The organism is Lysobacter capsici, from assembly GCF_018732085.1.
In the GTDB taxonomy this organism is placed as follows: Bacteria; Pseudomonadota; Gammaproteobacteria; order Xanthomonadales; family Xanthomonadaceae; genus Lysobacter; species Lysobacter capsici_A.
Genome location: NZ_CP076103.1, coordinates 426,341 through 452,013 on the forward strand (window position 1 = coordinate 426,341; position 25,673 = coordinate 452,013).

19 protein-coding genes are annotated in these 25,673 nt (G+C 67.4%); 11 read left to right on the top strand and 8 right to left on the bottom strand.

Annotated elements, in window-relative coordinates; translation table 11 throughout:
- Positions 1-23 precede the first annotated feature (23 nt).
- Positions 24-470, top strand: a complete 447-nt coding sequence (locus tag KME82_RS01735) for a hypothetical protein (protein ID WP_215497007.1) — start codon at positions 24-26, stop codon at positions 468-470.
- Positions 471-678: 208 nt separating this feature from the next.
- Here the strand turns inward: KME82_RS01735 and KME82_RS01740 are convergent, their stop codons facing one another.
- Entirely contained in the window at positions 679-1,383 is a 705-nt protein-coding gene (locus tag KME82_RS01740; RefSeq protein WP_215497008.1) for a GntR family transcriptional regulator, read from the bottom strand.
- A 286-nt stretch (positions 1,384-1,669) separates the two neighbouring features.
- Here KME82_RS01740 and KME82_RS26945 point away from each other — a divergent pair, with 286 nt between their 5' ends.
- The 3 genes from KME82_RS26945 (at position 1,670) to KME82_RS01745 (ending at position 5,504) form a co-directional block, all read left to right on the top strand.
- A complete protein-coding gene (locus tag KME82_RS26945) occupies positions 1,670-2,074 on the top strand; it encodes a DUF6053 domain-containing protein (RefSeq protein WP_430538773.1) in 405 nt (134 codons plus the stop codon).
- A complete protein-coding gene (locus KME82_RS26950) occupies positions 1,984-2,259 on the top strand; it encodes a DUF6053 domain-containing protein (protein ID WP_430538774.1) in 276 nt (91 codons plus the stop codon). The genes KME82_RS26945 and KME82_RS26950 overlap by 91 nt, the downstream gene beginning before the upstream one ends.
- 584 nt (positions 2,260-2,843) lie before the next feature.
- Positions 2,844-5,504 (top strand): collagenase, encoded by a 2,661-nt coding sequence (locus KME82_RS01745; protein WP_215497009.1) that lies wholly within the window; start codon positions 2,844-2,846, stop codon positions 5,502-5,504.
- A gap of 378 nt (positions 5,505-5,882) precedes the next feature.
- Here KME82_RS01745 and KME82_RS01750 read toward each other — a convergent pair whose 3' ends face one another.
- Positions 5,883-6,851 carry a LysR family transcriptional regulator gene (locus KME82_RS01750; protein ID WP_430538775.1) on the bottom strand — a complete coding sequence of 323 codons (969 nt, stop codon included), beginning with the start codon at positions 6,849-6,851 and terminating at the stop codon, positions 5,883-5,885.
- Between the two features lie 134 nt (positions 6,852-6,985).
- Here KME82_RS01750 and aceB point away from each other — a divergent pair, with 134 nt between their 5' ends.
- Together aceB and aceA are read left to right on the top strand one after the other, a co-directional pair.
- Positions 6,986-8,623, top strand: coding sequence for a malate synthase A (aceB, locus tag KME82_RS01755; protein WP_215497010.1), 1,638 nt, complete (start codon positions 6,986-6,988; stop codon positions 8,621-8,623).
- A 151-nt stretch (positions 8,624-8,774) separates the two neighbouring features.
- Entirely contained in the window at positions 8,775-10,076 is a 1,302-nt protein-coding gene (aceA, locus tag KME82_RS01760) for an isocitrate lyase (RefSeq protein ID WP_215497011.1), read from the top strand.
- Between the two features lie 1,128 nt (positions 10,077-11,204).
- Here aceA and KME82_RS01765 read toward each other — a convergent pair.
- Positions 11,205-13,253, bottom strand: coding sequence for an alpha/beta hydrolase family protein (locus KME82_RS01765; protein ID WP_215497012.1), 2,049 nt, complete (start codon positions 13,251-13,253; stop codon positions 11,205-11,207).
- A 317-nt stretch (positions 13,254-13,570) separates the two neighbouring features.
- Here KME82_RS01765 and KME82_RS01770 point away from each other — a divergent pair, with 317 nt between their 5' ends.
- Both KME82_RS01770 and KME82_RS01775 read left to right on the top strand, forming a co-directional pair.
- Positions 13,571-14,620: a GGDEF domain-containing protein gene (locus KME82_RS01770; protein ID WP_056113533.1), complete on the top strand. Its 1,050-nt coding sequence runs from the start codon at positions 13,571-13,573 to the stop codon at positions 14,618-14,620.
- A 23-nt stretch (positions 14,621-14,643) separates the two neighbouring features.
- Entirely contained in the window at positions 14,644-17,271 is a 2,628-nt protein-coding gene (locus tag KME82_RS01775; protein WP_215497013.1) for a putative peptide modification system cyclase, read from the top strand.
- Here the strand turns inward: KME82_RS01775 and KME82_RS01780 are convergent.
- Positions 17,223-17,543, bottom strand: coding sequence for an NHLP-related RiPP peptide (locus tag KME82_RS01780; protein WP_215497014.1), 321 nt, complete (start codon positions 17,541-17,543; stop codon positions 17,223-17,225). The genes KME82_RS01775 and KME82_RS01780 overlap by 49 nt on opposite strands.
- A gap of 375 nt (positions 17,544-17,918) precedes the next feature.
- Here KME82_RS01780 and KME82_RS01785 point away from each other — a divergent pair, with 375 nt between their 5' ends.
- Both KME82_RS01785 and KME82_RS01790 read left to right on the top strand, forming a co-directional pair.
- Positions 17,919-19,100, top strand: a complete 1,182-nt coding sequence (locus tag KME82_RS01785; RefSeq protein WP_215497015.1) for a putative peptide maturation dehydrogenase — start codon at positions 17,919-17,921, stop codon at positions 19,098-19,100.
- A 356-nt stretch (positions 19,101-19,456) separates the two neighbouring features.
- Positions 19,457-20,530 (top strand): NAD(P)H-dependent flavin oxidoreductase, encoded by a 1,074-nt coding sequence (locus KME82_RS01790; RefSeq protein WP_215497016.1) that lies wholly within the window; start codon positions 19,457-19,459, stop codon positions 20,528-20,530.
- An 87-nt stretch (positions 20,531-20,617) separates the two neighbouring features.
- On the opposite strand, the gene KME82_RS01795 is transcribed toward KME82_RS01790, so the two are convergent.
- From KME82_RS01795 to KME82_RS01810, 4 genes are all read right to left on the bottom strand, one after another.
- Complete coding sequence (locus KME82_RS01795; RefSeq protein WP_215497017.1) at positions 20,618-21,625, bottom strand: alpha/beta fold hydrolase; 1,008 nt, start codon at positions 21,623-21,625, stop codon at positions 20,618-20,620.
- Between the two features lie 202 nt (positions 21,626-21,827).
- Positions 21,828-22,694, bottom strand: a complete 867-nt coding sequence (locus KME82_RS01800; protein ID WP_215497018.1) for an alpha/beta fold hydrolase — start codon at positions 22,692-22,694, stop codon at positions 21,828-21,830.
- A gap of 1 nt (position 22,695) precedes the next feature.
- Entirely contained in the window at positions 22,696-22,851 is a 156-nt protein-coding gene (locus KME82_RS01805) for a hypothetical protein (protein WP_187313323.1), read from the bottom strand.
- Positions 22,852-22,975: 124 nt separating this feature from the next.
- Positions 22,976-23,806, bottom strand: a complete 831-nt coding sequence (locus KME82_RS01810; RefSeq protein WP_215497019.1) for a helix-turn-helix transcriptional regulator — start codon at positions 23,804-23,806, stop codon at positions 22,976-22,978.
- Positions 23,807-24,099: 293 nt separating this feature from the next.
- Between KME82_RS01810 and KME82_RS01815 the strand changes: the two genes are divergently transcribed.
- Positions 24,100-25,671, top strand: a complete 1,572-nt coding sequence (locus KME82_RS01815; protein ID WP_215497020.1) for a GNAT family N-acetyltransferase — start codon at positions 24,100-24,102, stop codon at positions 25,669-25,671.
- The last annotated feature ends 2 nt before the right edge of the window (positions 25,672-25,673 follow it).

Here is a 25,673-nt window from a genome sequence, read left to right on the forward strand (position 1 = left end):
CGGGCCGCCACTGGAATGCAGTCATGAAATCACTTGCGATCGGCATGGATGGCGACATCCGGGCCGCCGGTTTTTCAATCGGCAGCGAAACAAGGCTGTCGCAGTTGCCCGATTGCTTCGTGATCGGCGAAAAAACCCAATGCTCGGTTTTGGGCGAGCCGGTGCCCACCCAGTTCGCGGTGGCCCGGATAGAGTCGGCGGAAGGCGCGGTCAACGTGCAGTTGCGATTCGAACAGGGCGTGTTGGTTTCGAGTTTCATAACCGTGGATGAAATAGACGGCCGCCATGAAACGGCCGACGAGTTCTATCGCAGCGTCGGCGAGCGAGAAGTTCGCTACGGCCACTGGCTCAAACGCCATATCGAGTTTGCAATCGATCAGTTCAAAGGCGGACGCCTGGGCGTGGCGAAAGACAAAAGCGAGAACGTTTTCGTCTACCTGCATAACAAGAACAACCGCTGGGCGAAATAGTCTGCGGCAGGCCCGGACCGACGCGGTCTTTGCGCGGTTTCATGGCTTGCGTCGAACCGTGCGAAGGTTCGGCGCGGCCAGCGCGAGGGTGGTTGGATCTGTCTGGAATACCCGCGGCCGCCAACAGGCTGGCGACGGGGTGCCGACGCCGCGCGTGGATCTTGTTTGCGAGCCCGCTGAAGCCGGCTCTTTGAGATTTGTAGGCGGCTTACTCGGAAACCCGCCGCCGCGGCCGTCGTCGCGTGGCCGCGGGCGGTTCGTCCGGTTCGCTGTTTTCCAATTGCTCGCGCAGATCGTGCAGGGTAGTGACGATGTGCTCGGACAACAGCCGGCTCACCCGCGCCGCGTCGCGCGCGAGCCAGGCCTCGAGGATGGCGCGGTGTTCGCTGGCCGCGCGCGCTTCGCGCCCGGCCGGTTCCAGATGCTTGCGCACGTAGCGTTCGGCCAGCACCTGCAGGCGTTCGACCAGTTGCGCGGTGATGTGCTTGCCGCCCGGCCGCACCAGCGCCAGGTGAAAGCTGCGGTTGAAGCGGACGGTGGCGTGCGCGTCGGCGGTGCCGGCGTTTTCCAGCGCGGTCAGCGCCGCGCGCGCGGCTGCGCGTTCGCCCTCGTCGGCGCACAGGCTGGCGTCGGCGGCGGCCTCGGGTTCGATCTTCAGCCGCAGCGCGAACACTTCCTCGGCCTCGGTCGAGGTCAGCGCCGGCACGAAGAAACCGCGGTTGGGGTGCGAGGACAGCAAGCCCTGCTGTTCGAGCCGGCCCAGCGCCTCGCGCAGCGGAATCTTGCTGATGCCCAGTTCCTCGGCCAGCAGTTCCTGGCGGATCGGCGCCAGCGGCGGAATCTGGGTCGACAGAATCCGTTCGCGGACCACTTCGAAGGCTTGGTCGGACAACGAACGCGGGACGATGCTCATAGGGCCAGTCTAACCAACCGCCGGGGGCTCGCGGGTGTGGGGTGGGGCATGCGGGCGCGAGTGCGGGTGGCTTGAAGGCGGTGCCGGAGGCGATGGTCGCAGGACGGCCTGGGCTGAGAGAAAAGCGTCGGGCCTGAAGGCCCTCCCACAGAGACCTCGTGCCTTTCGGACTCGTGGGGGGCCGGCTTTGCGAGGTTGCGGGCTTCAACGACCCCGGAGCCACTGTTCTCGCATCCCCCACATCCCCCGCATCCCCGCCGGATCGTCTGTAAGTCCGAAGTCTCTTGTGGGAGGGCCTTCAGGCCCGATGCTCTCGTCTCAGATCACTTCGAACCTATGCCGCGCCGGATCGAAAAGCATCGGGGCTGAAGCCCCTCCCACAGAGACTTCGTGCCTTTCGGGTCTGGAGGCACCGCCCCCCAAGTTCGCAGGCCTCGACTGGGGCTCTCGCGCTTCCACAATTCCCGCCGGTTCGCCCGTAAGCCCGAAGTCTCTTGTGGGAGGGCCTTCAGGCCCGATGCTCTCGTCTCAGATCGCTTCGAGCCTATGCCGCGTCGGATCGAACAGCGTCGGGGCTGAAGCCCCTCCCACGGAGATCTCATGCCTTCCGGACTGGCAGGCATCGCCCTCGCAGTTCGCAGGCATCGACTGGCGCTCTCGCGCTTCCATATTTCCGCCGGTTCGCCCGTAAGCCCGAAGTCTCTTGTGGGAGGGCCTTCAGGCCCGATGCTCTCGTCTCAGATCGCTTCGAGCCTATGCCGCGCCGGATCGAAAAAGCATCGGGCTGAAGCCCCTCCCACAAAAGACTTCGCGCTTGCGATCTACCTGGCGCCGGACCAGAGCTCAACACGGATGGCGGGAGCGGACAGGGACTGAGCGAACCACGCCAATGGCGTCCGACCCGCCCTGCCGCAGCGACCGACTCATACCGATCGAGCGCCTCCAACCGTTCGTCGGCGTGTCACTTCAGGCAGGCGCGGGCACATCAAGCCACGACCTGGATCACGGAAGCGGCACTGATAAGGCATATAACGTATACGTTATACCGATATGCAGCTTTCCGTGTCCGCCGTATGACACGCAGGGGGAAGGCCGCGGCAGTCGGGCGACCCATGCCTGAGGGGGCAGTCGCCGTTACCGGGATACGCACGCGCGGCCGCTCGATGGCTGGGCCGGCGCATGCCCGCGGCCGGCGCAATGGATCGTGTGCCACCGATCGCGGAACCGGACCCCGATGCCCTGCATCGCCATGCCGGCTGCGCGTTTCCGCGCCGCCCGCCGCACGCGCCCGTTCCGACGCCGGAGAGCCGCCCGCCATCCAACCGTCCGACCGCACTGCGCAGCACCCGCATCACCTGTCGTCGCACCACCCGTTATCCCGTCACCGCGACCCCCGGCCGCCACGCCGCGCATCCGCGCGGGCGCCGCCTGGGCGTCGTCTTCCTTCAAGGAGATCGTCGATGTCCTTCGCACCCAAACCGCGGACGCGCCAAGCGCTCATGCTTGGCCTGGCCGTCAGTGTCGTGAGTTGTTTCAGTTATGCCCTGCCGTGGGCGTCCATGCTCGAATCGGTGCAGGCGCGCGTCGCCGCGCCTGCACCGCTGCAAGCGCAAGCGAGCACGCAGTCGCGCAGCGCCGTGACGGCAGCGAACTCGCAGGCCGCGTTGCCGCAATCGCGCGTCGCCGCGTCCATCGGCCTGCCGCGGCAACCCGCCACCGAGCGCCAATTGTTCGGCGAACACCAGCAGGATCGCGCGCTCGCACCGTCGCGCCGCGCGCCGCAGCAGCCGACCCTGGCCGATCGCGAAGACAGCGCCTACGACGGCGCGCAGTCGCGTCGCGATCTGCTGCGCAGGCCGTCGTTCGCGCACACCTCGGCACGCGCGAAGGCCGCCGCCTGCGACGCCAACACCTTCGGCGCGCTCAGCGGCACGGCGCTGGTCAGCGCGGTCAAGGCCGCCAGCGCCGATTGCATCAACCAGTTGTTCAACATCAGCGGCCCGAACGCCTACGCCACGTTCCGCGAAGCGCAGATGGTCAGCATCGCCGACGCCTTCGCGACCTCGGCGCGTAGTTACGACGGCACCAATGCCGACAGCACCCTGCAACTGGTGCTGTTCCTGCGCGCCGGCTACTACGTGCAGTACTACGACACCAGCGTCGGTACTTACGGCGCGCCGCTGCGCAACGCGATCCGTTCGGCGCTGGACGCGTTCGCCGGCAACGCGCGCTTCAGCCTGGTCAACGACGTGCATGGCGAAGTGCTGGCCGAGTTCGTCACCCTGATCGACAGCTCGGCCGAGAACGCGCGCTATCTGCCGGTGGTCAAGCGCCTGCTCGACGGCTACAACGCCAGCTACAACGCGTTCTACTGGATGAAGGTGGCGGTCAACAACGCCTACACGATCACCTTCCGCGGCCATCAGGACGCGGCGTTCCGCGCGCTGGTGCAGTCGGACAGTTCCATCGTCGAGACCTTGTACGGGTTCGCCGACCGCAACTTCGGCCTGCTCGGCGGCGACAACGCGTACCTGGTCGCCAACGCCGGCCGCGAGCTCAGTCGCTTCCTGCAATACGACGGCGCCTTGAAGACCTTGGCGCGGGCGCGGGTCAAAGCCTTGATCGATCGCTCGGCGGTGACCGGTCCGACCGCGCGGCTGTGGGTCGGCGTCGGCGAGATGGTCGACTACTACGATCAAGCCAATTGCGCGTACTACGGCCTGTGCGGTTTCGTCGCCCGGGTCGAAGCGGCGGCGCTGCCGATCCGCCACACCTGCAGCCCGACCCTGCGGCTGCGCGCGCAATCGATGAGCGCGGCGGAACTGGCCTCGACCTGCGCCACCGTGGCCGGGCAGGAAACCTATTTCCACAACGCGCTCGCCACCGGCGGCGTGCCGGTCAATGGCGACGGCAACGCGAGCCTGGAAATGACCGTGTTCGACAGCAGCGACGACTACGGCATCTACGCCGGCGCGATCTACGGCATCGACACCAACAACGGCGGCATGTACCTGGAAGGCGATCCGTCGCTGCCCGGCAACCAGGCGCGTTTCATCGCCTATGAAGCCGAGTGGCTGCGTCCGCAGACCTTCGAGATCTGGAACCTCACCCACGAGTACGTCCACTACCTCGACGGCCGCTTCAACATGTGGGGCGACTTCGAAGACGCGATCAGGCAAAAGACGGTGTGGTGGATCGAAGGCTTCGCCGAGTACCTGTCCTACAGCTACCGCGGCGTCGCCAACCAAGGCGCGCAGGAAGAAGCCGCACGCGCGACCTATGCGCTCAGCCGGGTCTACCAGAACGACTACAACAGCGGCCAGACCCTGGTCTATCGCTGGGGCTATCTGGCGGTGCGCTTCATGTTCGAGCAGCGCCACGATCAGGTGAACGCGATCCTGGCGTACTTCCGCCCCGGCAATTACACCGGCTATGCCACCTACATGGGCAGTCTGGGCAGCAGCAACGACGCGGCGTTCCGCGCCTGGCTGCCGTGCGTCGCGCAGCCCGATTCGCCGAACTGCGGCACCACGCCGAACCAGCCGCCGGTCGCGGGCTTCGGTTATGCGGCCACGGGTTTGACGGTGAACTTCAGCGACAGCTCCAGCGACGCCGACGGCCGCATCGTCTCGCGCAGCTGGAGTTTCGGCGACGGCAGCACGTCCACCGCCACCAACCCGAGCAAGACCTACGCCAACGCTGGCAGCTACACCGTGCAGTTGACCGTCACCGACGATCGCGGCGCCAGCCACAGCCTCAGCAAGACCGTCGCGGTCAGCGCGCCGGGCCTGCCCGAATGCGTGGGCAACGATGTGCGGGTGCTCGGCAAGAACTGCGCGCGCAGCAATGTCGCGGCGAGCGCGGGCAACTACGCTTACTTCTATCTGTACCTGCCGGCCGGCACCACGCAGTTGAGTTTCGCCAGCAGCGGCGGCAGCGGCAACGCCGACCTGTATGCGAGCATGCGCAACTGGGCGACGCGCGAGTCGTACCAGTACCGTTCGACCAATGCCGGCAATGGCGAGTCGGTGACGATCTCGCAGCCGCAGGCCGGGTATGTGTACGTCAGCTTGTATGGCGCGAGTGCGTTCAGTGGCGTGCGGGTGACGGCGCGGTACTGATCGGCCCTCATCCCAACCCCTCTCCCGTACACGGGAGAGGGGCTTCCAGAGCACTTCGGACGCCCCTGTAGGAGCGGCGTGAGCCGCGATCGCGACATCACGAATACGACGCCACCGTGGTAAAGCCGACACCGCTAGGGGCAAGAACGTCGCCGATTCGATACAGACGTCGTTTCCGTTGTGCCGCAGATCGCCCGAAGCCACGTTTGCCCCTGCAGGAGCGGCGCGAGCCGCGACCGCGAAACCACAGATACGTCGTCACTTCGGTAAAACCGACAACGCCACGGGTGAAAACGACGCCACTGCGATGCAGGCGCCGTAACCGTGGTGTCGCGGTCGCGGCTCGCGCCGCTCCTACAGGGGCTGCGGACGAAATCCTCAGCGATCGGACTGCCCGGTCGCGTAATAATCCCCACGCACGAACAGATCCGGCTGGATCAACTCGGTGAACGCACGCGCCTGCGGCGACAGGTATTTGCCCTTGCGCACCACCACGCCGTAACTGCGCGAGGGGAAATAGTCGGCCAGCGAACGCGCCGACAGCCGCGCGCGGTCGGCGTCGGTCAGGCAGATCGCGGTGACGATGCTGATCCCCAGCCCCATCGCCACGTACTGCTTGATCACCTCCCAGCCGCCGACTTCCAGCGCGACCGTGTACGGCACCCGGTTCTGCTGGAACACCAAGTCGACCATGCGGTAAGTCGTAAGTCGCTGCGGCGGCAAAATCAGGCCGAAGGGACTCAGATCCTGCAATGTCACTCGTTCTAGCTTCGCCAGCGGATGGTCGCGCGGCGTGATCAGCATCGGCTCGAACCGATACACCGGCGCGTAGCTCAGGTCGCCGGGCACATCCAGCATCGACCCGACCGCCAGGTCCACCCCGTCGGAACGCAGCAAGTCCAGGCCGCCGGCGCCGGTGACGTTGTGCAGGGTCAGCCGCACCTCAGGGTGGGCCGTGCGGAAGGCTTCGACGATCTTCGGCAGCAGGTACAGGATGGTCGAACTGCCGGCGGCGACATTGAGATCGCCCGCGTCCAGGCCGCGGATGCGCTCGCGGAAGGCGCCGTCCAGCCCGTCCAGGCCCTCGACCAGCGGCCGGGCCAGTTCGTACAGCTCCTGGCCCTCGCGGGTGAGGCTCAGACGGCGGCCGCTGCGCTCAAGCAGGCGCACCCCCATTTCGCGCTCCAGCGCCTGAAGCTGAAGGGTTACCGCCGGCTGGCTCAGGTACAGCGCCTCAGCCGCACGTGAGACCGAGCCCAATCGGGCGGTCTGGCAGAACGCCCGCAGCGGCTTGAGGCGGTCGCCTTTGTAAGCAAATCGGGGACTTAGCACACGCGTGGATGTCACGTGAAAGCCATATATAAGTTTTCCAAATGATATGCATTGAAAAAACTTGATTGTCAAATACAACACGGCGCCGCATGGTCTGGGGCAAGGGACGCGCTCGTAGCGGGCCGCCCCATCCCCACAGGAGTCGCAGCATGTCGGCAGTGATCAAGCAATGGCAGGACCCGCAACCCGAGCCGCAACGTCCGCCGGGTGACGGCATCGAGCTCACGGCCACCTTGGCCGGACAGGAGCCGTTGCTGACCCCGGCCGCCCTGAGCTTCCTCGCCGGCCTGCACCGCCGTTTCGAACCCACCCGCCAGGCCCGGCTGGCCGCGCGCCGCGAGCGCCAGGCGTTCTTCGACGCCGGCGGCCTACCCGATTTCCGCGACGACACCGCCGCGATCCGCAATTCCGCCTGGCGCGTCGCGCCGCTGCCGGCCGCGCTGCTCGACCGCCGGGTCGAGATCACCGGTCCGACCGACCCGAAGATGGTCATCAACGCGCTGAACTCCGGCGCGAAGGTGTACATGGCCGATTTCGAGGACAGCACCGCGCCGACCTGGGCCAACCTGCTGACCGGCCAGCGCGCGCTGCGCGACGCCGTCGCCGGACGCCTGGACTGGACCGCGCCCGACAGCGGCAAGCACTACGCGCTCAAGCCGTTCGAACAGCAGGCGGTGCTGATGGTGCGCCCGCGCGGCTGGCACCTGGACGAGAAGCACCTGCGCGTCGACGGCGCGGCGATCTCCGCCAGCCTGTTCGACCTGGGCCTGTTCGCCTTCCACAACGCCAAGGCGCTCGCCGCCCTGGGCCGCGGCCCGTACTTCTACCTGCCCAAGCTGCAGTCGATGGAAGAGGCGGCGCTGTGGAACGAGGTGCTCGAGCACGTCGAGACCGAACTGGGCCTGGAGCCCGGGCAGATGAAGGTCACCGTGCTGATCGAGACCTTGCCGGCCGTGTTCGAGATGGACGAAATCCTGCACGCGCTGCGCAGCCGCATCGCCGGCCTCAACTGCGGCCGCTGGGACTACGTGTTCTCGTACATCAAGACCTTCCGCGCGCACCGCGACAAGGTCCTGCCCGAACGCGGCCAGGTGACCATGACCCAGCCGTTCCTGCGCGCCTACTCGGAACTGCTGATCCAGACCTGCCACAAGCGCGGCGCGCATGCGATGGGCGGCATGGCCGCGCAGATCCCGATCAGCGGCGACGAAGCCGCCAACGAGGCCGCGCTGGCCAAGGTCCGCGCCGACAAGTTGCGCGAAGTCACCGCCGGCCACGACGGCACCTGGGTCGCGCATCCGGCGCTGATCCCGCTGGCGATGCGCATCTTCGACGAACGCATGCCGACCCCGCACCAGCAGCACGTGCTGCGCGAGGACGTGCTGATCATCCGCGACGATCTGATCAAGCCCTCGTTCGGCACCGTCACCCGCGCCGGTTTCGAGGGCAACGTCGAAGTCTGCGTGCGCTATCTCGCCGCGTGGCTGGAAGGCAATGGCTGCGTGCCGATCCACTGGCTGATGGAAGACGCCGCCACCGCCGAGATCGCGCGCACCCAGCTGTGGCAGTGGCTGCACGCGCCGTCGCTGTTCCTCGACGACGGCACGCCGGTGGATTTCGCCCTGCTCGAACGCGCGCTGATCGGCCTGCCTAGCAAGCTCGCCGGCGACGCGAAGTTGCCGGGCAGCGGAAAGCTCGATGAAGCCATCGCCATGCTCGACGAGCTGACCCATTCCCCGACGCTGGCCGAGTTCCTGACCCTCCCGGCCTACGAACGCATCGACTGACTACCTGTAGGAGCGGCGCAAGCCGCGACCGCGACATCGCACATACGCGGCAAGCGTGGTTTCGCGGTCGCGGCTCGCGCCGCTCCTACAGTCGGAAACGATCCATACGACATCCCACGTCACAACGACCCAAACGCAAGGAATCGAAGTCATGAGCCACACGCTGCCGACCGCCGATCAACTCCGCCAGGATTGGGCCAGCAACCCGCGCTGGGACGGCATCACCCGTCCGTACTCGGCCGAAGACGTGGTGCGCCTGCGCGGCACGGTGCCGGTCGAACACACCATCGCCAAGCTCGGCGCCAACAAGCTGTGGGCTTCGCTGCACACGGAAGACTTCGTCAACGCGCTCGGCGCGCTGACCGGCAACCAGGCCATGCAGCAGGTCAAGGCCGGCCTGAAGGCGATCTATCTGTCGGGCTGGCAGGTCGCGGCCGACGCCAACATCGCCGGCGAGATGTACCCCGACCAGTCGCTGTACCCGGCCAACTCGGTGCCGCAGGTCGTGCGCCGCATCAACAACACCCTGCTGCGCGCCGATCAGATCCAGTGCGCCGAAGGCACCGGCGACATCGACTTCCTGCAGCCGATCGTGGCCGACGCCGAAGCCGGTTTCGGCGGCGTGCTCAACGCCTTCGAACTGATGAAGGGCATGATCGAGGCCGGCGCCTCGGGCGTGCATTTCGAAGACCAGCTCGCTTCGGTCAAGAAGTGCGGCCACATGGGCGGCAAGGTGCTGGTGCCGACCCGCGAAGCGGTCGAGAAGCTGGTCGCCGCGCGCCTGGCCGCCGATGTCATGGGCGTGCCGACCCTGATCGTCGCGCGCACCGACGCCGAAGCCGCCGACCTGTTGACCGCCGACATCGATCCGAACGATCAGCCCTTCACCACCGGCGAGCGCACCAACGAAGGTTTCTACAAGACCCGCAACGGCCTGGACCAGGCGATCAGCCGCGGCCTGGCCTACGCACCGTACGCCGATCTGGTGTGGTGCGAGACCGGCAAGCCGGACCTGGAATTCGCGCGCAAGTTCGCCGAGGCGATCCACGCCAAGTTCCCGGGCAAGCTGCTGGCCTACAACTGTTCGCCGAGCTTCAACTGGAAGAAGAACCTGGACGACGCGACCATCGCCAAGTTCCAGAAGGAAATCGCGACCTACGGCTACAAGTTCCAGTTCATCACCCTGGCCGGTTTCCACAGCCTCAACTACGGCATGTTCAACCTGGCGCACGGTTACGCGCGCCGCCAGATGAGCGCGTTCGTGGAGTTGCAGGAGGCCGAGTTCGCGGCGGCGGAGAAGGGGTTCACCGCGGTCAAGCATCAGCGCGAGGTGGGTACCGGGTATTTCGATGCGGTGACGCAGACGATCCAGGGTGGGCAGTCGTCGACGGTAGCGTTGAAGGGGTCGACGGAGGAGGAGCAGTTCCACGATTCGAAGAAGGCTGCGGCGTGATTTGATTACGACGGTCTTCGAGGTTGGGTAAGGCGAAGGGCTCCGCGAGGGGCCCTTCGTTGCTTGAATGGTTTGAGGTTGCCTGGCCTGTCATTTTCAATCGATGCTCTGATTTCTGATCTCGGAGTTTCGAGGTGGCGACATCGCAGCCCTGTAGGAGCGGCGCAAGCCGCGACCGCGGGAATGCAGCTACGACGAACGTTGCATCGTTGCCGTATTGGCGCGGTCGCGGCTTGCGCCGCTCCTACAGGTAGGCCATGCGGGCTTACGCTTGAAGCCGCGCAGTTCATCCAGCGCTGCGAGGCCGCTAACTCACGAGAACAAAAGCACACCCGGAGGGCGGCGCACATGGATGTGCGCCGTGCGCCACCGAGACAGGATGTCTCGTGTGGCGCATGCCCGCGTCGGCATCGATCGTGCGGCTCTTGATTCGAAACAGGAACGCCTTTTTCTTTGGTGACTTTCTTTTGTGGCTCTGGACAAAAGAAAGTTACCCGCCGCTTTAGTGGCGGAAGCTTTTGATCCTGCTTGCAGCTCCTAAAAGGCTTTAAAGCTCTAGAGCTTTTGAAGCCTAAGGCAAGATCAACAGCTTTCGTCCGCAAGCGGCCGAGTTACTTTCTTTTGTCAAAAGCGACAAAAGAAAGGTAACCAAAGAAAAACGCTTTTCTTTGAATCAAGGGCCCGCAAGTGCGGAGCAGACGCAGGCACGCGCCACACGGGACATCCATGTCCCGGTGGCGCGCGACGCGCATCCTGCGCGCCGCCCTCCGGGTGTGCTTTTGTTCTCGCGAGTTACAGGCTTCGCAGCGCTGGAAGCGTTGACTGGGGTGGAGGGCGAGCCAAGCTCAGCAACAGCAACAGCAACAGCAACAGCAACAGCAACAGCAACAGCAACAGCAAATCCCCCGCGCTGGAGTGCACCAACTACTTCGGAATTCGCGAGGCGCTTGCCCCCTTTGTCAAAGGGGGCAGTGAGGGACGCGACAGGGACTAGGCTTCGTGCAGACGTGCAGACGTGCAGACGTGCAGACGCGCTCCCGCGCTCCCGCGCTCCTGCGCTCCTGCGCTCCCGTGTATGCGGGCATGCGTCTTCATCCGCGCACGCGCCCCACAGTCGCGCGCATAAACCTACTTCTTCACTTCCTGCCGATGCGCCTTCAACGCATCCGCCAACCCCTTCACCCCATCCGCCCCCGCCGGCACCGTGATGCTGGACCCCTTGAAATCCGCCCCGATCGCCTGCGCCCGCCCACCCAGGCACTGCGACAAAAACCCCTCGGCCACCGCGTTAAACGCCATCGCATTCTCCGGCCGGGCGAAGCCGTGCCCCTCGTCGGGGAACAACACATAGGTCACCGGGATCTTCTTGGCCTGCATCGCTTCGACGATCTGGTCGCTCTCGGCCTGGTTCACCCGCGGGTCGTTCGCGCCCTGGCCGATCAACAACGGCTTGCGGATCTGGTCGACCCGGGTGATCGGCGAACGCTCGGCCAGCAGCTTGCGGCCCGCGGGCGTGCGCGGGTCGCCCATGCGCCGGGTGAACTGCTCGAAGAGGCTGGCCCAGTACGGCGGGATCGTCTTGAGCAGGGTCTCCAGGTTGGACGGGCCGACGATGTCGACGCCGCACTTGAAGGTGTCCGGGGTGAAGGTCATGCCGACCAGGGTGGCGTAGCCGCCGTAGCTGCCGCCCATGATCGCGACCTGGTCGGGCGTGGTGATGCCTTGCTTGACCGCCCAGTCGACCGCGTCGATCAAGTCGTCGTGCATCTTGCCGGCCCATTCGCCGTCGGCGGCGTTGATGAAGTTCTTGCCGAAACCGGTCGAGCCGCGGTAGTTGACCTTGAGCGAGGCGTAGCCGCGGTTGGCCAGCCATTGCGCGGTGGCGTTGTAGCCGTACACGTCGCGCGCCCACGGCCCGCCATGCACGGTCAGGATCAGCGGCACGGGCCGCTGGATCGTGCCGTCGCGTTCGGCGCCGGCCGGCAGGGTCAGGTAGCTGACCAGGGTCTTGCCGTCGCGCGCGGGAATTTCCCGCGGCCACATCGGCACCAGCGCGGCGCCGTCCAGGGCCGGGCGCGACGAGAACAGCTTGGTCAGCGTGCCGTTGCCGCCGCCGTCGTAGCGGTAGATGGTCGAGGGTTGTTCGGCCGAGCTGTAGTCGACGATCCAGGTCTTGTCGTCGAGGGTGCGCGAGGTGATGGCGTATTCGCCCTGGCCCAGTTTCGACTCCAGCCGAGCGAGTTCGGCCGCGATCGCCGGGTCCAGCGGCCGCCACTGACGGCGCAGGTAGTTCACCGAGACCGCCTGCGGCTCGTCGCTGAGCGGATCGGACAACAGCTCGCCGATGTCGGCGCGCGGGTCGTCCGACAGCAGGGTCTTGCTGCCGTCGCGGTCGATCGCGTACAGCGCCGAGGTGTCGCGGCCGCGCGAGTCGGTCGCGTACAGGGTCTTGCCGTCGTCGCTGTAGCCTTGGATCGCGGTGGTCTGGGTGTCTTCGAACCCGATCGTGTCGACCACCTTCCAGCCGGTGTCGCCGTCGGGCGCGAGCAGTTCGATGCCGCCGTCGTCGCGCGCGCGGCTGACCCGGCCGACCCGCAGGTCGCCGTCGGCGTAGTACGAGGCGATGCGTTCCTCGTTGCGATGCACCAGGGTGCGTTCGCCGCTGGCCAGGTCGACCCGGTACAGGTCGTGCCACTTGCCGTCGCGGTCGTTCATCGCGACCAGCACGCTGTCGCGATGGCGGTGCGCCAGCCGCACCAGGCTGGCGCGGGTCTTGGGGTACGGGGTCAGGTCGCGCGCCGGGCCGGGCCTGGACAGGTCGACCGCGTACAGATGGAAGTTCTCGTCGCCGCCTTGGTCGCGCAGGTACAGCAAGGTGCTGTCGCGGTAACTCCAGACGAACTGGCGGATGCCGCGTGCCTTGTCGTCGGTGACCGCGCGCGCCTTCGTCGGCTGGTCGATCGGCGCGATCCACACGTTCATTACCCCGTCGAGCGGAGCGAGCCAGCCCAGGTAGCGGCCGTCCGGGCTGATCTGCGCGTTGATCCGATCGGGGTTGCCGAACAGCGCCGAGCGCGGGATCAGTTCGGCTTCGACCGACGGGCGCACGGCGAAGGCGGGGCTGCACAGGCCGGCGAGCAGGGCGGCGGCGACGGGCGCGAGGGTTCGTGACGACATGACGGGCTCCAGTGACAGACGGGACGACGTGGCGGTACGGGACGATCGGATGGCGCGAAGCCGAGTATGAACAGCCCGTGCGCGGCGGCGGTAGAGGCCGCAGGACGGGGCGGCCGGCATGTCCTGGCATTCATCGCGCCGCGGTGCGGTCCGGCATCGATGTTGCGAAGGCGAAACGCACCTCGTCCCTGCACGCGGTAGCGCGTACCATCGCCTCGCTGACTGGCCGTTTCAGCCCTCTTGCGGCGTTAGCAGTTCAGACCAGGTGCTATCCTGCTGGTAAGGCTCCACAGGACGTGGGGCGCGGGGAGATCGGGATGAATCGCGACACGGCGGCGCCTTCGTTGGGCCGCGAGACCGACAATTCGACTGTGACCGCGGCGCCGACGGATGTGGCGATGGCGGTGCTTACCCCGGGCGAATTCGAACTGTTCGCCGAGATCGGACGGCCGCGTCGGATCGAAGCCGGCCAGGTGCTGTTCCGCCGCGGCGAACTGGGCACCACCATGTTCGTGATCGCGCGCGGCGCGATCACCCTGGACTTCGGCGACGACCTGGTCACCAAGCGCCTGGGCGTACGCGAATTCTTCGGCGAGCTCGGCCTGCTGATTGGCGATCACGCGCGCAGCGCGGACGCGATCGCGGCCACCGACGGCCTGCTGGTGGAGCTGCGCCACGAGGAGTTCCAGCGGCTGGTCGATCGCGACCCCTCGCTCGTTTCGTATTTCCTGCGCCGCGCGATCATGCGCGTGGTGCTCAACGAACAAAGCCTGATCCGGCGCCTGCGCCGTCGCAACCAGGATCTGGAAGCCGCGCTCGACAGCCTGTACGCGACCACCCATCAGCTCAACCAGACCGAAGAACTGATCCGCACCGACGACCTCACCGGCCTGTACAACCGCCGCGGCCTGACCTTGCACCTGCAGGACGCGCGCGCGGCCGGGATCGCCGAGACCATGGGCCTGGTGCTGATCGATTGCGACCGCTTCAAGCAGGTCAACGACGATCACGGCCATCTGGCCGGCGACCGCGTGCTGCAGAGCGTGGCCAACATCCTGCGCTCGGTCGCCGGGCCCGAGGACATCGCCTGCCGTCTGGGCGGCGACGAGTTCTGTCTGTTGGTCGCCGCGCGCACCCGCCAGGACGTGATGCGCTTCGCCGACTTCATCGTTCACACCGTGCATGGCCTGCTGCTGATCCCGCAGTCGCCGCCGACCATCTGTCCGGTCAGCGTCGGCGCCTGCCTGGTCAGCGCCAAGCACGAGTGGAACGACTGGTACGCACACGCCGATACCGCGCTCTACCAGGCCAAGCGCCTGGGCGGCAATCGCGTGCATTGGCAGGACGCCGAACTGACGCCGGCGTGAGTTCCGCCGACAAGGATGCCGCGATGAACGATGCCCACCGCCCTCTGGCCGAAGGTCCGCAACTGCGTACCTTGCTGCTGACCGACCTGTGCGATTCGACCACCCTGGTCGAGCGCTTGGGCGATGGTCCGGCGGCGGAGCTGTTCCGCGCCCACGACCGGCTGGTGCTGGCCTTGCAGCAACGCTGGCGCGGCCGCTTGATCGACCGCTCCGACGGCCTGCTGCTGTTGTTCGAGCGCCCGATCGACGGCCTGGGCTTCGCCCTGGATTACGCGCGCGGCCTGCGCGAACTCGGCGCGGCGCGCAAGCTCGAGCTGAAGGCGCGCGCCGGCCTGCATGTCGGCGAAGTGCTGACCTGGCGCAACAGCGACGAGGCGGTGCAGGTCGGGGCCAAGCCGGTGGAAGTCGAAGGCCTGGCCAAGCCGATGGCCGGCCGGCTGATGGCGACCGCGCGTCCGGGCCAGATCCTGTTGTCGGCGGTGGCCGAGCCGCTGGCGCATCGCGCCGCGCGCGAACTGGGCGAACGCGGCCAGCAACTGCTGTGGAAATCGCACGGGCGCTGGCGGTTCAAGGGCGTGCCCGAGCCGCAGGAAATCTACGAGGTCGGCGAGCCCGGCATCGCCCCGCTGCGCGCGCCGCCGAACGGCCCGAAAGCCTGGCGCGACATCCCGCTGTGGCGGCGTCCGGCCGCGTTGGCCGCCGAGATCGCGGTGCTGGCGGTGATCGGCACCGGCGTGTGGTTCGCGACCCGGCCGCAGCCGGCGATCGCGTTCAACCAGCGCGACTGGGTGGTGGTCGGCGACCTGCGCAACCTCACCGGCCAAAGCGTGCTCGACGATTCGCTCGAACAGGCCTTCCGCATCAGCCTGGAGCAGTCGCGCTACGTCAACGTGCTATCCGACCTGAAGGCGCGCGATACCCTCGAACGCATGCAGCGCCAGCCCGACACCACGCTCGATCGCGCGGTCGCCTCGGAGATCGCGCTGCGCGACGGCGCGCGCGCGGTGATCCTGCCGACCGTGGCCGAAGTCGGCGGGCGGGTGCGGATCAGCGCCGAAGTGATCGACCCGCATACCCAGACCACGGTCTACGCGCAATCGGCCGACGGCGCCGGCGCCGACTCGGCGCTGGGCTCGATCGACACGGTCACCGCCGGGCTGCGCGAGAAGCTCGGCGAGGCGATGAAGTCGATCGAACGCGATTCCGAGCCGCTGCCGAAGGTCGCGACCAAGAACCTCGACGCGCTGCGTTCCTACGCGCTCGGTCAAAAGGCCTTCGGCGCCGGCCGCTACGACGACGCGGCCAATTTCTACCAGCGCGCCACCGCGCTGGACCCGAACTTCGCCCTGGCCTACCTGGGCAGCGTGCGTACCGGCGTGGCCTCGGTCAACGCGACCCACGCCAAGCCGTTCCTGGCCCGCGCGATCGAGCACCGCGACCGCCTGCCGCCGCGCGACGCGCTGTACCTGGATGCGTGGTCGGCCGAGTTCGTCACCGGCCATCAGGCCGCGAGCAAGTGGAAACTGCTGGCCGACCTGTACCCGGACTACTTCGCCGGCGCGGCCAACTACGCCTTCAACCTGATGCAGGAAAACCGCTACAAGGAAGCGCAGGCCTACGCCGAGCGCACCACCCTGCCGCAGAACCCGCTTCGCGGCCACGGCTACGATCAGCTCGGCCGCAGCGAACTGGGCCAGGAGGATTTCGCCGCCGCGCGCAACGCCTTCGACCAGGCGCTCAAGCTCAATATCTCCGACGCCGCGCGCCGCCGCGCCAATGTCTCGGCGGCGCAGGGCGGTTACGCCGATGCGATGCGCCGGCTGGAGAGCAAGGCCGACGGCGGCAAGCAGGGCTATGCGCGGGTGCAGGACCTGGACAAGACCTCGGTGCTGCTCGACCAGGGCCGCTGGGCCGAGGCCGAACGCCACATCGACGCGGCCGCGCGCCTGCCGGTGGAAGGCAACGAACTGCTGCAGCACGTGCTCGGCGTCGCCGCCGGCAGCGTGACCTCGCTCAACGGCGACCGCGCTCACGCCCGCGAACGCCTGGGCGCGTCGGCCAAGCGCGCGCTCGACGCGGCCGCGGCCGATGCGGCCTACGACGAAGTCGATTACGTATATTTCGCCCTGGCCTCGGCCTATCTGGCCCAGCGCCAGGGCGATTCGAGCCTGGCCCAGTCGGTGCTCGACGCGCTCAAGGACCGCCCGCAGCTGTGGGCGACGCCGAAGCTGTCGGAACTGCGCGAAATCGTATTGGCCGGCCAGGAACGCCTGTCTGGCAAGCCCGAAGCGGCGATCCGCCGCCTGCGCGCCCTGCTGACCGGGCACGAGCTGTACCAGAGCCACGCCGCGCTGATGGAGGCCTATGCCGCCGCCGACCAGCACGAGCAGGCGTTGGTCCAGGCGCGTTGGTTGGCCAGCCATCGCGGCCTGGCCTATATCGAACCGGTCGGCGCGCAGTCGCTGCAGCCGTTGAACGTCGCCGATTCGCGCCTGGCGCAGCTGCGCGCGGCCGAATTCCTGAACCAGCTCGGCCGCAGCGAGGACGCACGCAAGGAGGCGCAGGCGTTCTTGGCCGCCTGCCCTCCCAAGTTGTTGCCGGCTTACTTGCTCTCGAGGGTCGAGACGATCCTGCCCGCTTCGAAGCAGTGAGGGTTGTTGTAGGCCGCCGCTGAGGTCAGGAAGGCCTTGATCAAGGCGCGGGCTTGGGCGATCTCTTCCTTGGGCGCGACCTGGACCGTGCTCATGCACGCCATCGCGGCGCCCTCGGGGATGTCGTGGCCGGCCTTGCGCACTGCCGCTTCAGGGTCTTTCGCGAACAGATCGCGGAAGTCGTTGTCGGTGCTGAGCAGTTCCAGCAGCTTGTCGGCGACGGCCGGATCGAACGGCTTGTGCTCGCCGCCGGGTGGTTTTCTGGTAGCCATAGTTTCCCCATTTCCCCACTAATGATGCCCGTTAAGGGCGTACTGAGCGCCGAATCTAACCCCGTAGGAACAACGCGACAACCCGCGCGAACAGGTCAACCATGCCTGGCCGCATGCGTTGCGTGCGTTCGATGACGGCGTTTTCTAACGTGCGGGTGTGACCGCAGCGTGGCGCGAGCTGTCTCGTTATGCCAATTCAGCTTGCAGCGCAGGCATCGACAGGCGACCGGCATTGCGCCGACACGGACGCATCGCCTCGGCTCCGCGGCGTCGGCGCTGAACGGCGCAATCGCGTGATAACGTCCTGACCCGAGCCGCGATGGGCGGCTCGCGCTCGCTCGCACGCCGGCTTTGCCTACGACACAGGACCGTTCCATGCGCATACGCCGCTGCGCCGTGCTCTTCTTCGAGCCGCGCGAACAGATCGGCTTCGATCTCAATTCGCTGCTCAGCGGCGGCCCCGGCCTGCACCGCGAGCTGCGCTGGCTGGGCTTGGCCGCGCATCTGGACGCGGAAGTCGAGGTCGACGGCGATGAGCGCGAACTGCTCGGCGCGCTCAGTCCCGGTTTCTGGATCGACAGCGCGACGCTCGACGCGCGTTTCGCGCCGTTGCTGCCGCGGCTGCTCGAGCACGGCTTGATCGTGGCCGAAGACGAAGGCCACGCGGTCCACCGCGAACGCGACGACACCCTGCGCGCCGGCCACTGGTGGCCGGCGGCGGCGATGATGCACCGGCTCGCGCGCTGGCAGGGGCTCGACAGCGTCAGCGCCATGGAAGCCAACGAAATGACCACCGCCGCCGAACTGCGGCGCAAGCTCGGCCCGCCGCCGGTGCATGCGCCGCAACGCGGCGACGCGCACGGCCGAGTGGCGCTGCCGCGCACCGACGGCAACGACTTCGACGCGCTGCTGGCGCGGCGCGCGACCTGCCGCAATTTCGACGGCGAACGTTCGCTGTCGTTCGAGGTGTTCGCGCACATGCTGCAACGCGTGTTCGCCGCGCAGGCGCAGGTGCGGATCGACGACGACACGGTGTTCCTGAAGAAACACACGCCGTCCGGCGGCGGCCTGCATCCGACCGAGGCCTATCTGATCGTGCAGCGCGTCGACGGCGTCGCGCCCGGTTTGTACCACTACCACGCCGCCGACCACGCATTGCAGCCCTTGCCCGCGCCGGACGAAGCGCTGGAGACCTTCGCCCGCCGCGCGCTCGCCGGCCAGCACTGGTTCTCCAACGCGCCGGTGCTCGCGGTGCTGGCGCCGCGTTACGCGCGCTGCTTCTGGAAGTACCGCAATCATCCGAAGGCCTATCGCGCGCTGGTGCTCGACAGCGGCCATCTGTCGCAGACGCTGTACCTGAGCGCGACCGAACTCGGCCTGGCCGCGTTCGTGACCTCGGCGATCAACGAGATCGATATCGAACGCGGGTTCGGCCTGGACCCGCTGGTCGAAGGGCCGTTGGCGGTGTGCGGTTTCGGCTGGCGCGCGCAGCGCATGGAAACCACGGAGTTCGATCCAAACGAAGAGGTCTGGACCCCAACGCCCGAAAAACAGTGAGACGAGGCAAACCTCACCGCGCGCTGTTCCTCTGAGCGGCAATAACACGCCAGACCTCCCAAGAAGTCTGGACCCCAACGCCCGAAAAACAGTGAGACGAGACAAACCTCACCGCGCGCCGTTCCTCCGCCCTGCAACAACACTCTAGACCTCCCACGAAGTCTGGACCCCAACGCCAAAAAAACCGTGAGACGAAGCCGGCCTCACCGCGCGCCGCTCCTCCGCACCGCAAAACACGCCAGCCCTTCACGCAATTCCTCAACCCACCGGCGCAACGCAGCATGCCAACCCGGATCAAGACACGGCCGGCGCGCCAATGCCATCCTCACGGCATCCACCGAGAGAGGTCGACCCGCATGTGGCCCGATCGTCGTATCCAGGAATTGTTCGGCATCGATCTGCCGATCGTGCAGGCGCCGATGGCGGGGCCGACCTTGGCCGAGATGGTGATCGGCGCGGCCCGCGCCGGCGCCCTGGGATCGCTGCCTTGCGCGTTGCTGAGCCTGGAGCAGGCGCACGAACAATGCCGCCTGATCCGCGAAGCCACCGATCGGCCGCTCAATCTGAATTTCTTCTGCCACCGCCCGCCCGCGCCCGATCCGGCGCGCGAAGCGGCCTGGCGCGAACGGCTCGCGCCGTATTACCGCGAGTACGATCTCGATCCGGCGATGCCGGTGTCGCCGTCGAACCGCGCGCCGTTCGATGCACAGTGGTGCGAACTGGTCGAACAGCAGCGGCCGCAGGTGGTGAGTTTCCATTTCGGCCTGCCCAACGCCGCCTTGCTGCAGCGCGTGCGCGCCACCGGCGCGCGGGTGATCTCGTCGGCGACCACGGTGGCCGAGGCGCGTTGGCTCCAGCAGCGCGGCTGCGACGCGATCATCGCCCAGGGCGCCGAGGCCGGCGGCCATCGCGGCGTGTTTCTCGGCGATGACGTATCCACCCAGGTCGGGCTGTTCGCCTTGCTGCCGCAGATCGTCGACGCGGTCGATGTGCCGGTGATCGCCGCCGGCGCGATCGGCGACGCGCGCGGCATCGCCGCGGCGTTCGCGCTCGGCGCGGCGGCGGTGCAGATCGGCACCGCGTATCTGTTCTGCCCGGAAGCGAAGATCTCGCCGTTGCATCGCCGCGCCTTGTTGGATGCGCGCGAAGACGAAACCGCGTTGACCAATGTCTTCACCGGCCGGCCGGCGCGCGGCATCGTCAACCGCCTGATGCGCGAAGCCGGGCCGCTGTCGCCGCTCGCGCCCGCGTTTCCGCTCGCCGGCGGCGCGCTCGCGCCCTTGCGCGCGAAAGCCGAGGCCGCCGGCGCGGCGGATTTCATGCCGCTGTGGTCGGGGCAGGCGCGGTATCGGCGCGAGCTTTCGACCTACGAGTTGACGCGTGCCTTGGCGCGCGAGGCGTTGACGTTGATCGGCACTCGCGCCGGTTGAGCGAACGCGTTCGTTCGCTGTAATGCATTGGCGCTGACGCATCGATGCGCGATGAGCGAACGCCGTTCATCACGGTCGCGTCGAACCTCACCGCCAATCGGCCGCCTGCGCCGCCCACGCGTTCCAAAGACGCCGCGCTTCCTCGGCGATCACGTCCGGCCGCTCCTCGGGCCAGAACAACTTGCTGCTTTCGAGCTTGCGCACGCCACGCGAGCCGCCGAAGGTGCCGGCCCAGTAGTCGGGACTGTGCCTGGAGAAGATCGTATCGGCCATGCCCCACACGATCCGCGTCGGCGTCTTGCTGCGCTTGAGTTGCGCTTCGATGTCGAGCAGCACGTTGCGTTCCAGTCCGACCGCGTAGGCGTGCGCCATCGCCTTGCGATGCGCGCTCGACAGCAGCGGCCCGAAATAGGTGTCGATGGCCTCGTCGGTGGGCTGGGTGGGATCGGCGAAGCACATGCCGCCGATGCCCGCGGCCGAGCGCGCGAGTTGCGGGTCCTGCCACCACGGCGCCAGCCATTCGTCGACGAAGCGGCCTTGCCGCGCCAGGTCGATCACCGGCTGCAACGCGGGCGGCGGGCTGTCGTGTTCGGTGTCGCCGTTGGTCAGCAACAAGGTCCGCACGCGCTGCGGGTGATTGACCAGCAACAGCTGCGCGACCGTGCAGCCGCTGTCGTTGGCGACCACGTCGACGTCGCGAATGCCCAGGTGATCGAGCAATTCGATCAGCATCGCGACCTGCGCCTTCGGCCCGACGTCTTGAGTGGCGGCGACGCGGGTGTAGCCCATGCCCATGAAATCCGCGGCGATGCAGCGGCGGTACGGCGACAACCGGGTCAGCGCGCCGCGCCACTGGAAACTGTTGAGCGGGAAGCCGTGCAGGAACAACGCGGCCGGGCCGCTGCCGCGCTCGACATAGGCGATCTCGCCCGAACGCAGCTTGGCGTAGCGACGGCTGGCGTGGAAACTCGATGCGTCCATCTCGCCGCTCACCACCGGCGCGGCGGCATGGTCGGGACGCCGCGCCAGGCAGGCGGCCAGGGTGCCGGTCGCCAGGCTGCCGCCGGCGAATTGCAGGAAACGTCTGCGGTTCATGAGCGAATTCTCCTAAAAGCGGCGGTCGCGCCGGCGTGGAATCGGGTCGGTTTGGATCGATCGACCCGACGCGACGGCAATACGCTGCCATCGCCGCGCGTTGCCGCCGCGTCGAAGATCGAAGGTTGGGTTGCTGCGCCGCCGCTATGCGGTCAGTCGTGAATCGTCGCGAGTCGGGTTCGCCGGACGCGAGGTCGGGTGCTCAGGCGCTCGCCAGCCAGTGCGCGCGCAGCAGGTCGTTGAACTGCGCCCAGCGTTCTTCCGGGAAGAAGATCCGCGCGCCTTCCAGTTCCACCCGCTGCCGGGTGCCCGGAATCGTTTCGGCCAGCCAATGCGACCAGCGCGTGTCGAAGAAGACATCGTCGGTGCCCCAGGCGATCAGGGTCGGCGCCTGCAGGGTTTTGAGCTGCGGTTCGATCGCGAGCGTATGGCGCGGATCGAATTCGCCGAGAAACCGCTGCAGATCGCGGGTGCGTTGCGGGCTGCGCAGGAACGGACGCAGGTAAACCTCGATACTGGCATCGGACAAGCGCTCGGGATGCTCGTAGGCCGGGCCCAGCGCCTGCGGCGAGCGATACACGGCCTTGTCAGCCAGCATGCCGCCGAGCGCATCGGGCAGGCCGCCGGCCGCGGCCATCGCCAGGAACGGTTTGAACGCTTCCGGCGGCCAGTTGTCGTGAGTGTCGCAGTTGGTCAGGGTCAGGCTGCGCACGCGCTGCGGGTGCAGCGCGGCGAAGATCTGGGCGATGCCGCCGCCGCTGTCGTTGCCGACCAGATCGATCTGATCGATGCCCAGCGCATCGAGGAACTGCGCGAGCATCGCGGCATTGGCGGTGACCGAGACCTCCTGGTCCGGCGCGATCGCGGTGTCGCCGTGGGCCAGCAGGTCGACGGCGATGCAGCGGCGCAGGTCGGACAACTTGGCCAGCTGATGCCGCCACAGATGGCCGTTCAACAACACGCCGTGGACGAACAGCGCGACCGGGCCGCGACCTTGTTCGCGGTACGTGATCGAGCCCGACGGCGTGTCGACGTGCTGCAGGGTGAGAGTGGGCGCGTTGCCGTCCATGTCAGTCATTCCCGGGCGTGATCGCCGAGTCGTAGGCTTCCTTCAACTTGCGCGCGCAGTCGTCGCAGCACACTTCGACGGCCTTGCCGCCGATCCGGACCTGGAACGCGCTGTCGTCCAGCGGGCAATCGCAGGCAGCGCAGGTTTTGTTCGTCATGACGGCTTCTCCGGGGTGCGCCCGACGTCCGGGCGAACACAGTAGGCCACCGCGGCGATGGCGGCGCTGTCAGAATCTTTAGCGATCGGTTGCCGAGCTCGCGGAGCACCCGGCCCGGCGGGCCTCAGCGCTGCAGCGCGGACTGGCGGAATTCCGACGGCGAGCGGCCGTAGGTCTGCTGGAACGCGGCGCTGAAGTGGCTGTGGCTGGAGAAGCCCAGGTCCTGGCTCAGCGCGCTGAGGTCCTCGTACTGGCCCAGCAGGTCCAGTGCGCGCGCCAGCCGCAGGCGCAGCTGATAGCGATACAGCGGCAGGCCTTCGACCTGCTGGAACACCTGGGTCAGGTACACCGCCGACACGCCGACTTCGGCGGCGATCTCGGCCAGTTTCCAGCGCCGCGACAGGTCGCTGGTGAGCACCAGCTTGGTCCGTTCGACCAGTCGCTGCCGGCCGAGGCTGGCCCCGGCCGCATGCGCGGTGCGCGGGCCGAGCGCGCGTTGCACCAGGGTCAGGGTCAGGCTTTCGGCTTCCAGCGACTCGGCGATGCCTTCGCGCAGGCTGTGCCGCACCATTGCGACCAGCGCCTGCGCGCGCGCGTCGATGCGCAGCCGCGGCAGCCGGAACGCGAGCGTATCCTCGTCGCGCAGCAAGGCCTTGGGCGCGAGTTCGCGCAGCATCGCTTGCTCGACCCAGACCGCCAGGCTGGCATCGCCGCCTTCGATCGGATGGCTGATCCGATAGCGTTCGCCGGCATTGAAGAACAAAACCTGGCTGGACTCGGCCACGGTCAGGTCCTCGCCCACATGGCGCACGTACACCCCGCGATACGGAAACACCAGATGGGTGGCGTCGGCGCATTCCTCCTCGCTCTGCGCCCGGCAGGTGCCGGCGCAATACACATCGCGAACGGTGACGGTCGGGGTCTGCAGCAGGTGGTGGACGGTGAGTTCGGACATGCCCTTGCCGGTGGCTCAGTGCGGTGGAGGGTGGCGGCCGGGCCGAACGCCGCTGTCGCGGCAATGATCGCGCCAATGGATGCGACGGCCTAGCTTAGCGCTTCGCTTCGCCAGGCGCGGGGTTTCGATCGCCGCAACGTTCGTCGCGGCAACGCTTGAGTACGCGCATGAATGCGGCGGCGAACGGCCGGCGATGAATGCGGCTCGGCCTGAATCCATGACGCGCGGCATCAAGCGCCTGTGCCCGGGTGAACCGTTGGCGACTGCGCGGAATAACCTTCGCTCACCCGGCAATGCCGATCACGTTTTTCGAACCGGCGCGGACCAACTATTTTGCCGGGCCGGGGTTTGCGAAAGCGCCGGTCGCGGGCCTTCGCCATCGGCTTGTCGTCAGGCGGCGGGCGCCCGGGCAGGTGGGTTATCGGCGTTATTTGCATCGCGCCGCGTCGTGTCGAGCAAGTGCACGTCCCTGCGCTGAGTGGCGATCTCCAGTCGCCGCATGTCCGCAAGCGATTGCATGCACTGCCGGCGCGCGGAGCCAGTCGCGTGATGGCGCGCAAAGGCTCGGCGGCCGCCATCGATGGCGGCGGAGTTGCGATCGGGCGTACGGACGCGCTTCGTGGCCGCGGTCGCTCGCGAACCACGAGATGGATGAATCCGTAGCGCCGCGAACCTCGCTATACGCCGCCGAGGGTTGCGGCGTGGTTCCAACCCTCGGCGAAGCGGTCGCGTCGCGCGACCGCTTCGCGAAGTTCAGCGGAGTCGCAATGGCACTGACCATCGACGTGCATCGTTACCTGCAGTCCATCGACGAGGAGGCGTATCGCGCCCTGCATGCCGCGAGCGCGGCGCCGGTATTCTACGACTGGCGTTTTCTGGCCGCCGCCGAGCATTCGCCGTTGCTGCCGGTGGAGAAGGTCTTTTATCTGTGCGCGCACGACGGCGACGAGCTGGTCGGTTTCCTGCCGGCGTATCTGCAGCGCGTCGCCGCGATCGACCCGCTGGGGCTGTTGGAACGAACCGCCGGCGTGCGCGACGGCGGCAGCGACCTGGGCTTGTTCAGCCACATCATGCATTGCTGGGACAGCACCGTGCCCGCGCTCGCCGGCCGCCCCGATGCGCGGACCGCATTGCTGCGGGCGTTCAAGCAGCTGGCCCGCGACGAAGGCGCGCGGCACGCGGGCCTGTTGAGCGTTCAGGACCCGCAGTTGCTCGAACAGGCGCGTGGGAACGGCTTCAGCGGCTGCCATCTGGTCGATCGCTACGACGTCGATCTGGGCCGATTCGCAAGCTTCGAACAGTTCGTCAAGGAGCTTCCAGGCGACGGCCGCTGTGAGATGAATCGCCAACTGCGAAAATTCGAGGCGAGCGGTGCGACGGCCGCGGTGATCGCCCCGCCGTTCGACGAGGTGCTTGAGCGCCTGACCGAACTGTGTTTCCGGACCACCGCCAGGAAGGGAACCCCGCAGTATTTTCCGCCAGTCCCGCTGGCGCGGTTCGTCAGGCGCTGCGGGGCCTTGGTTCGGCTGGTCGTGGTCCAGTCCGGGGGCGAACTGGTCGGCGGCATCATCTGCTTCGAGCAGGGCGAGCGTATCCAGCTGTGGTCGGCCGGCATCGTCTACGACCGCTCCAGTTTCAGCCCCTACACCCTGTGTTTCGCCAGCGCCTACCGCTACGCCTTCGCGCACGGCCTGAAGCGACTGGAAGGCGGGCGTCTCAATGAGCGGATCAAGCGCCGGCTCGGCCTGCTGCCCACGCCGCTGTATTCGCTCATCGCCCGCGACCTGCGGCCTGCGGTACTCGATTCGCGCCCGGGCCTGGGCGTTTCGTCGGTCGTCGATCCGGCGCGTCGCGCGTTGCACTGATT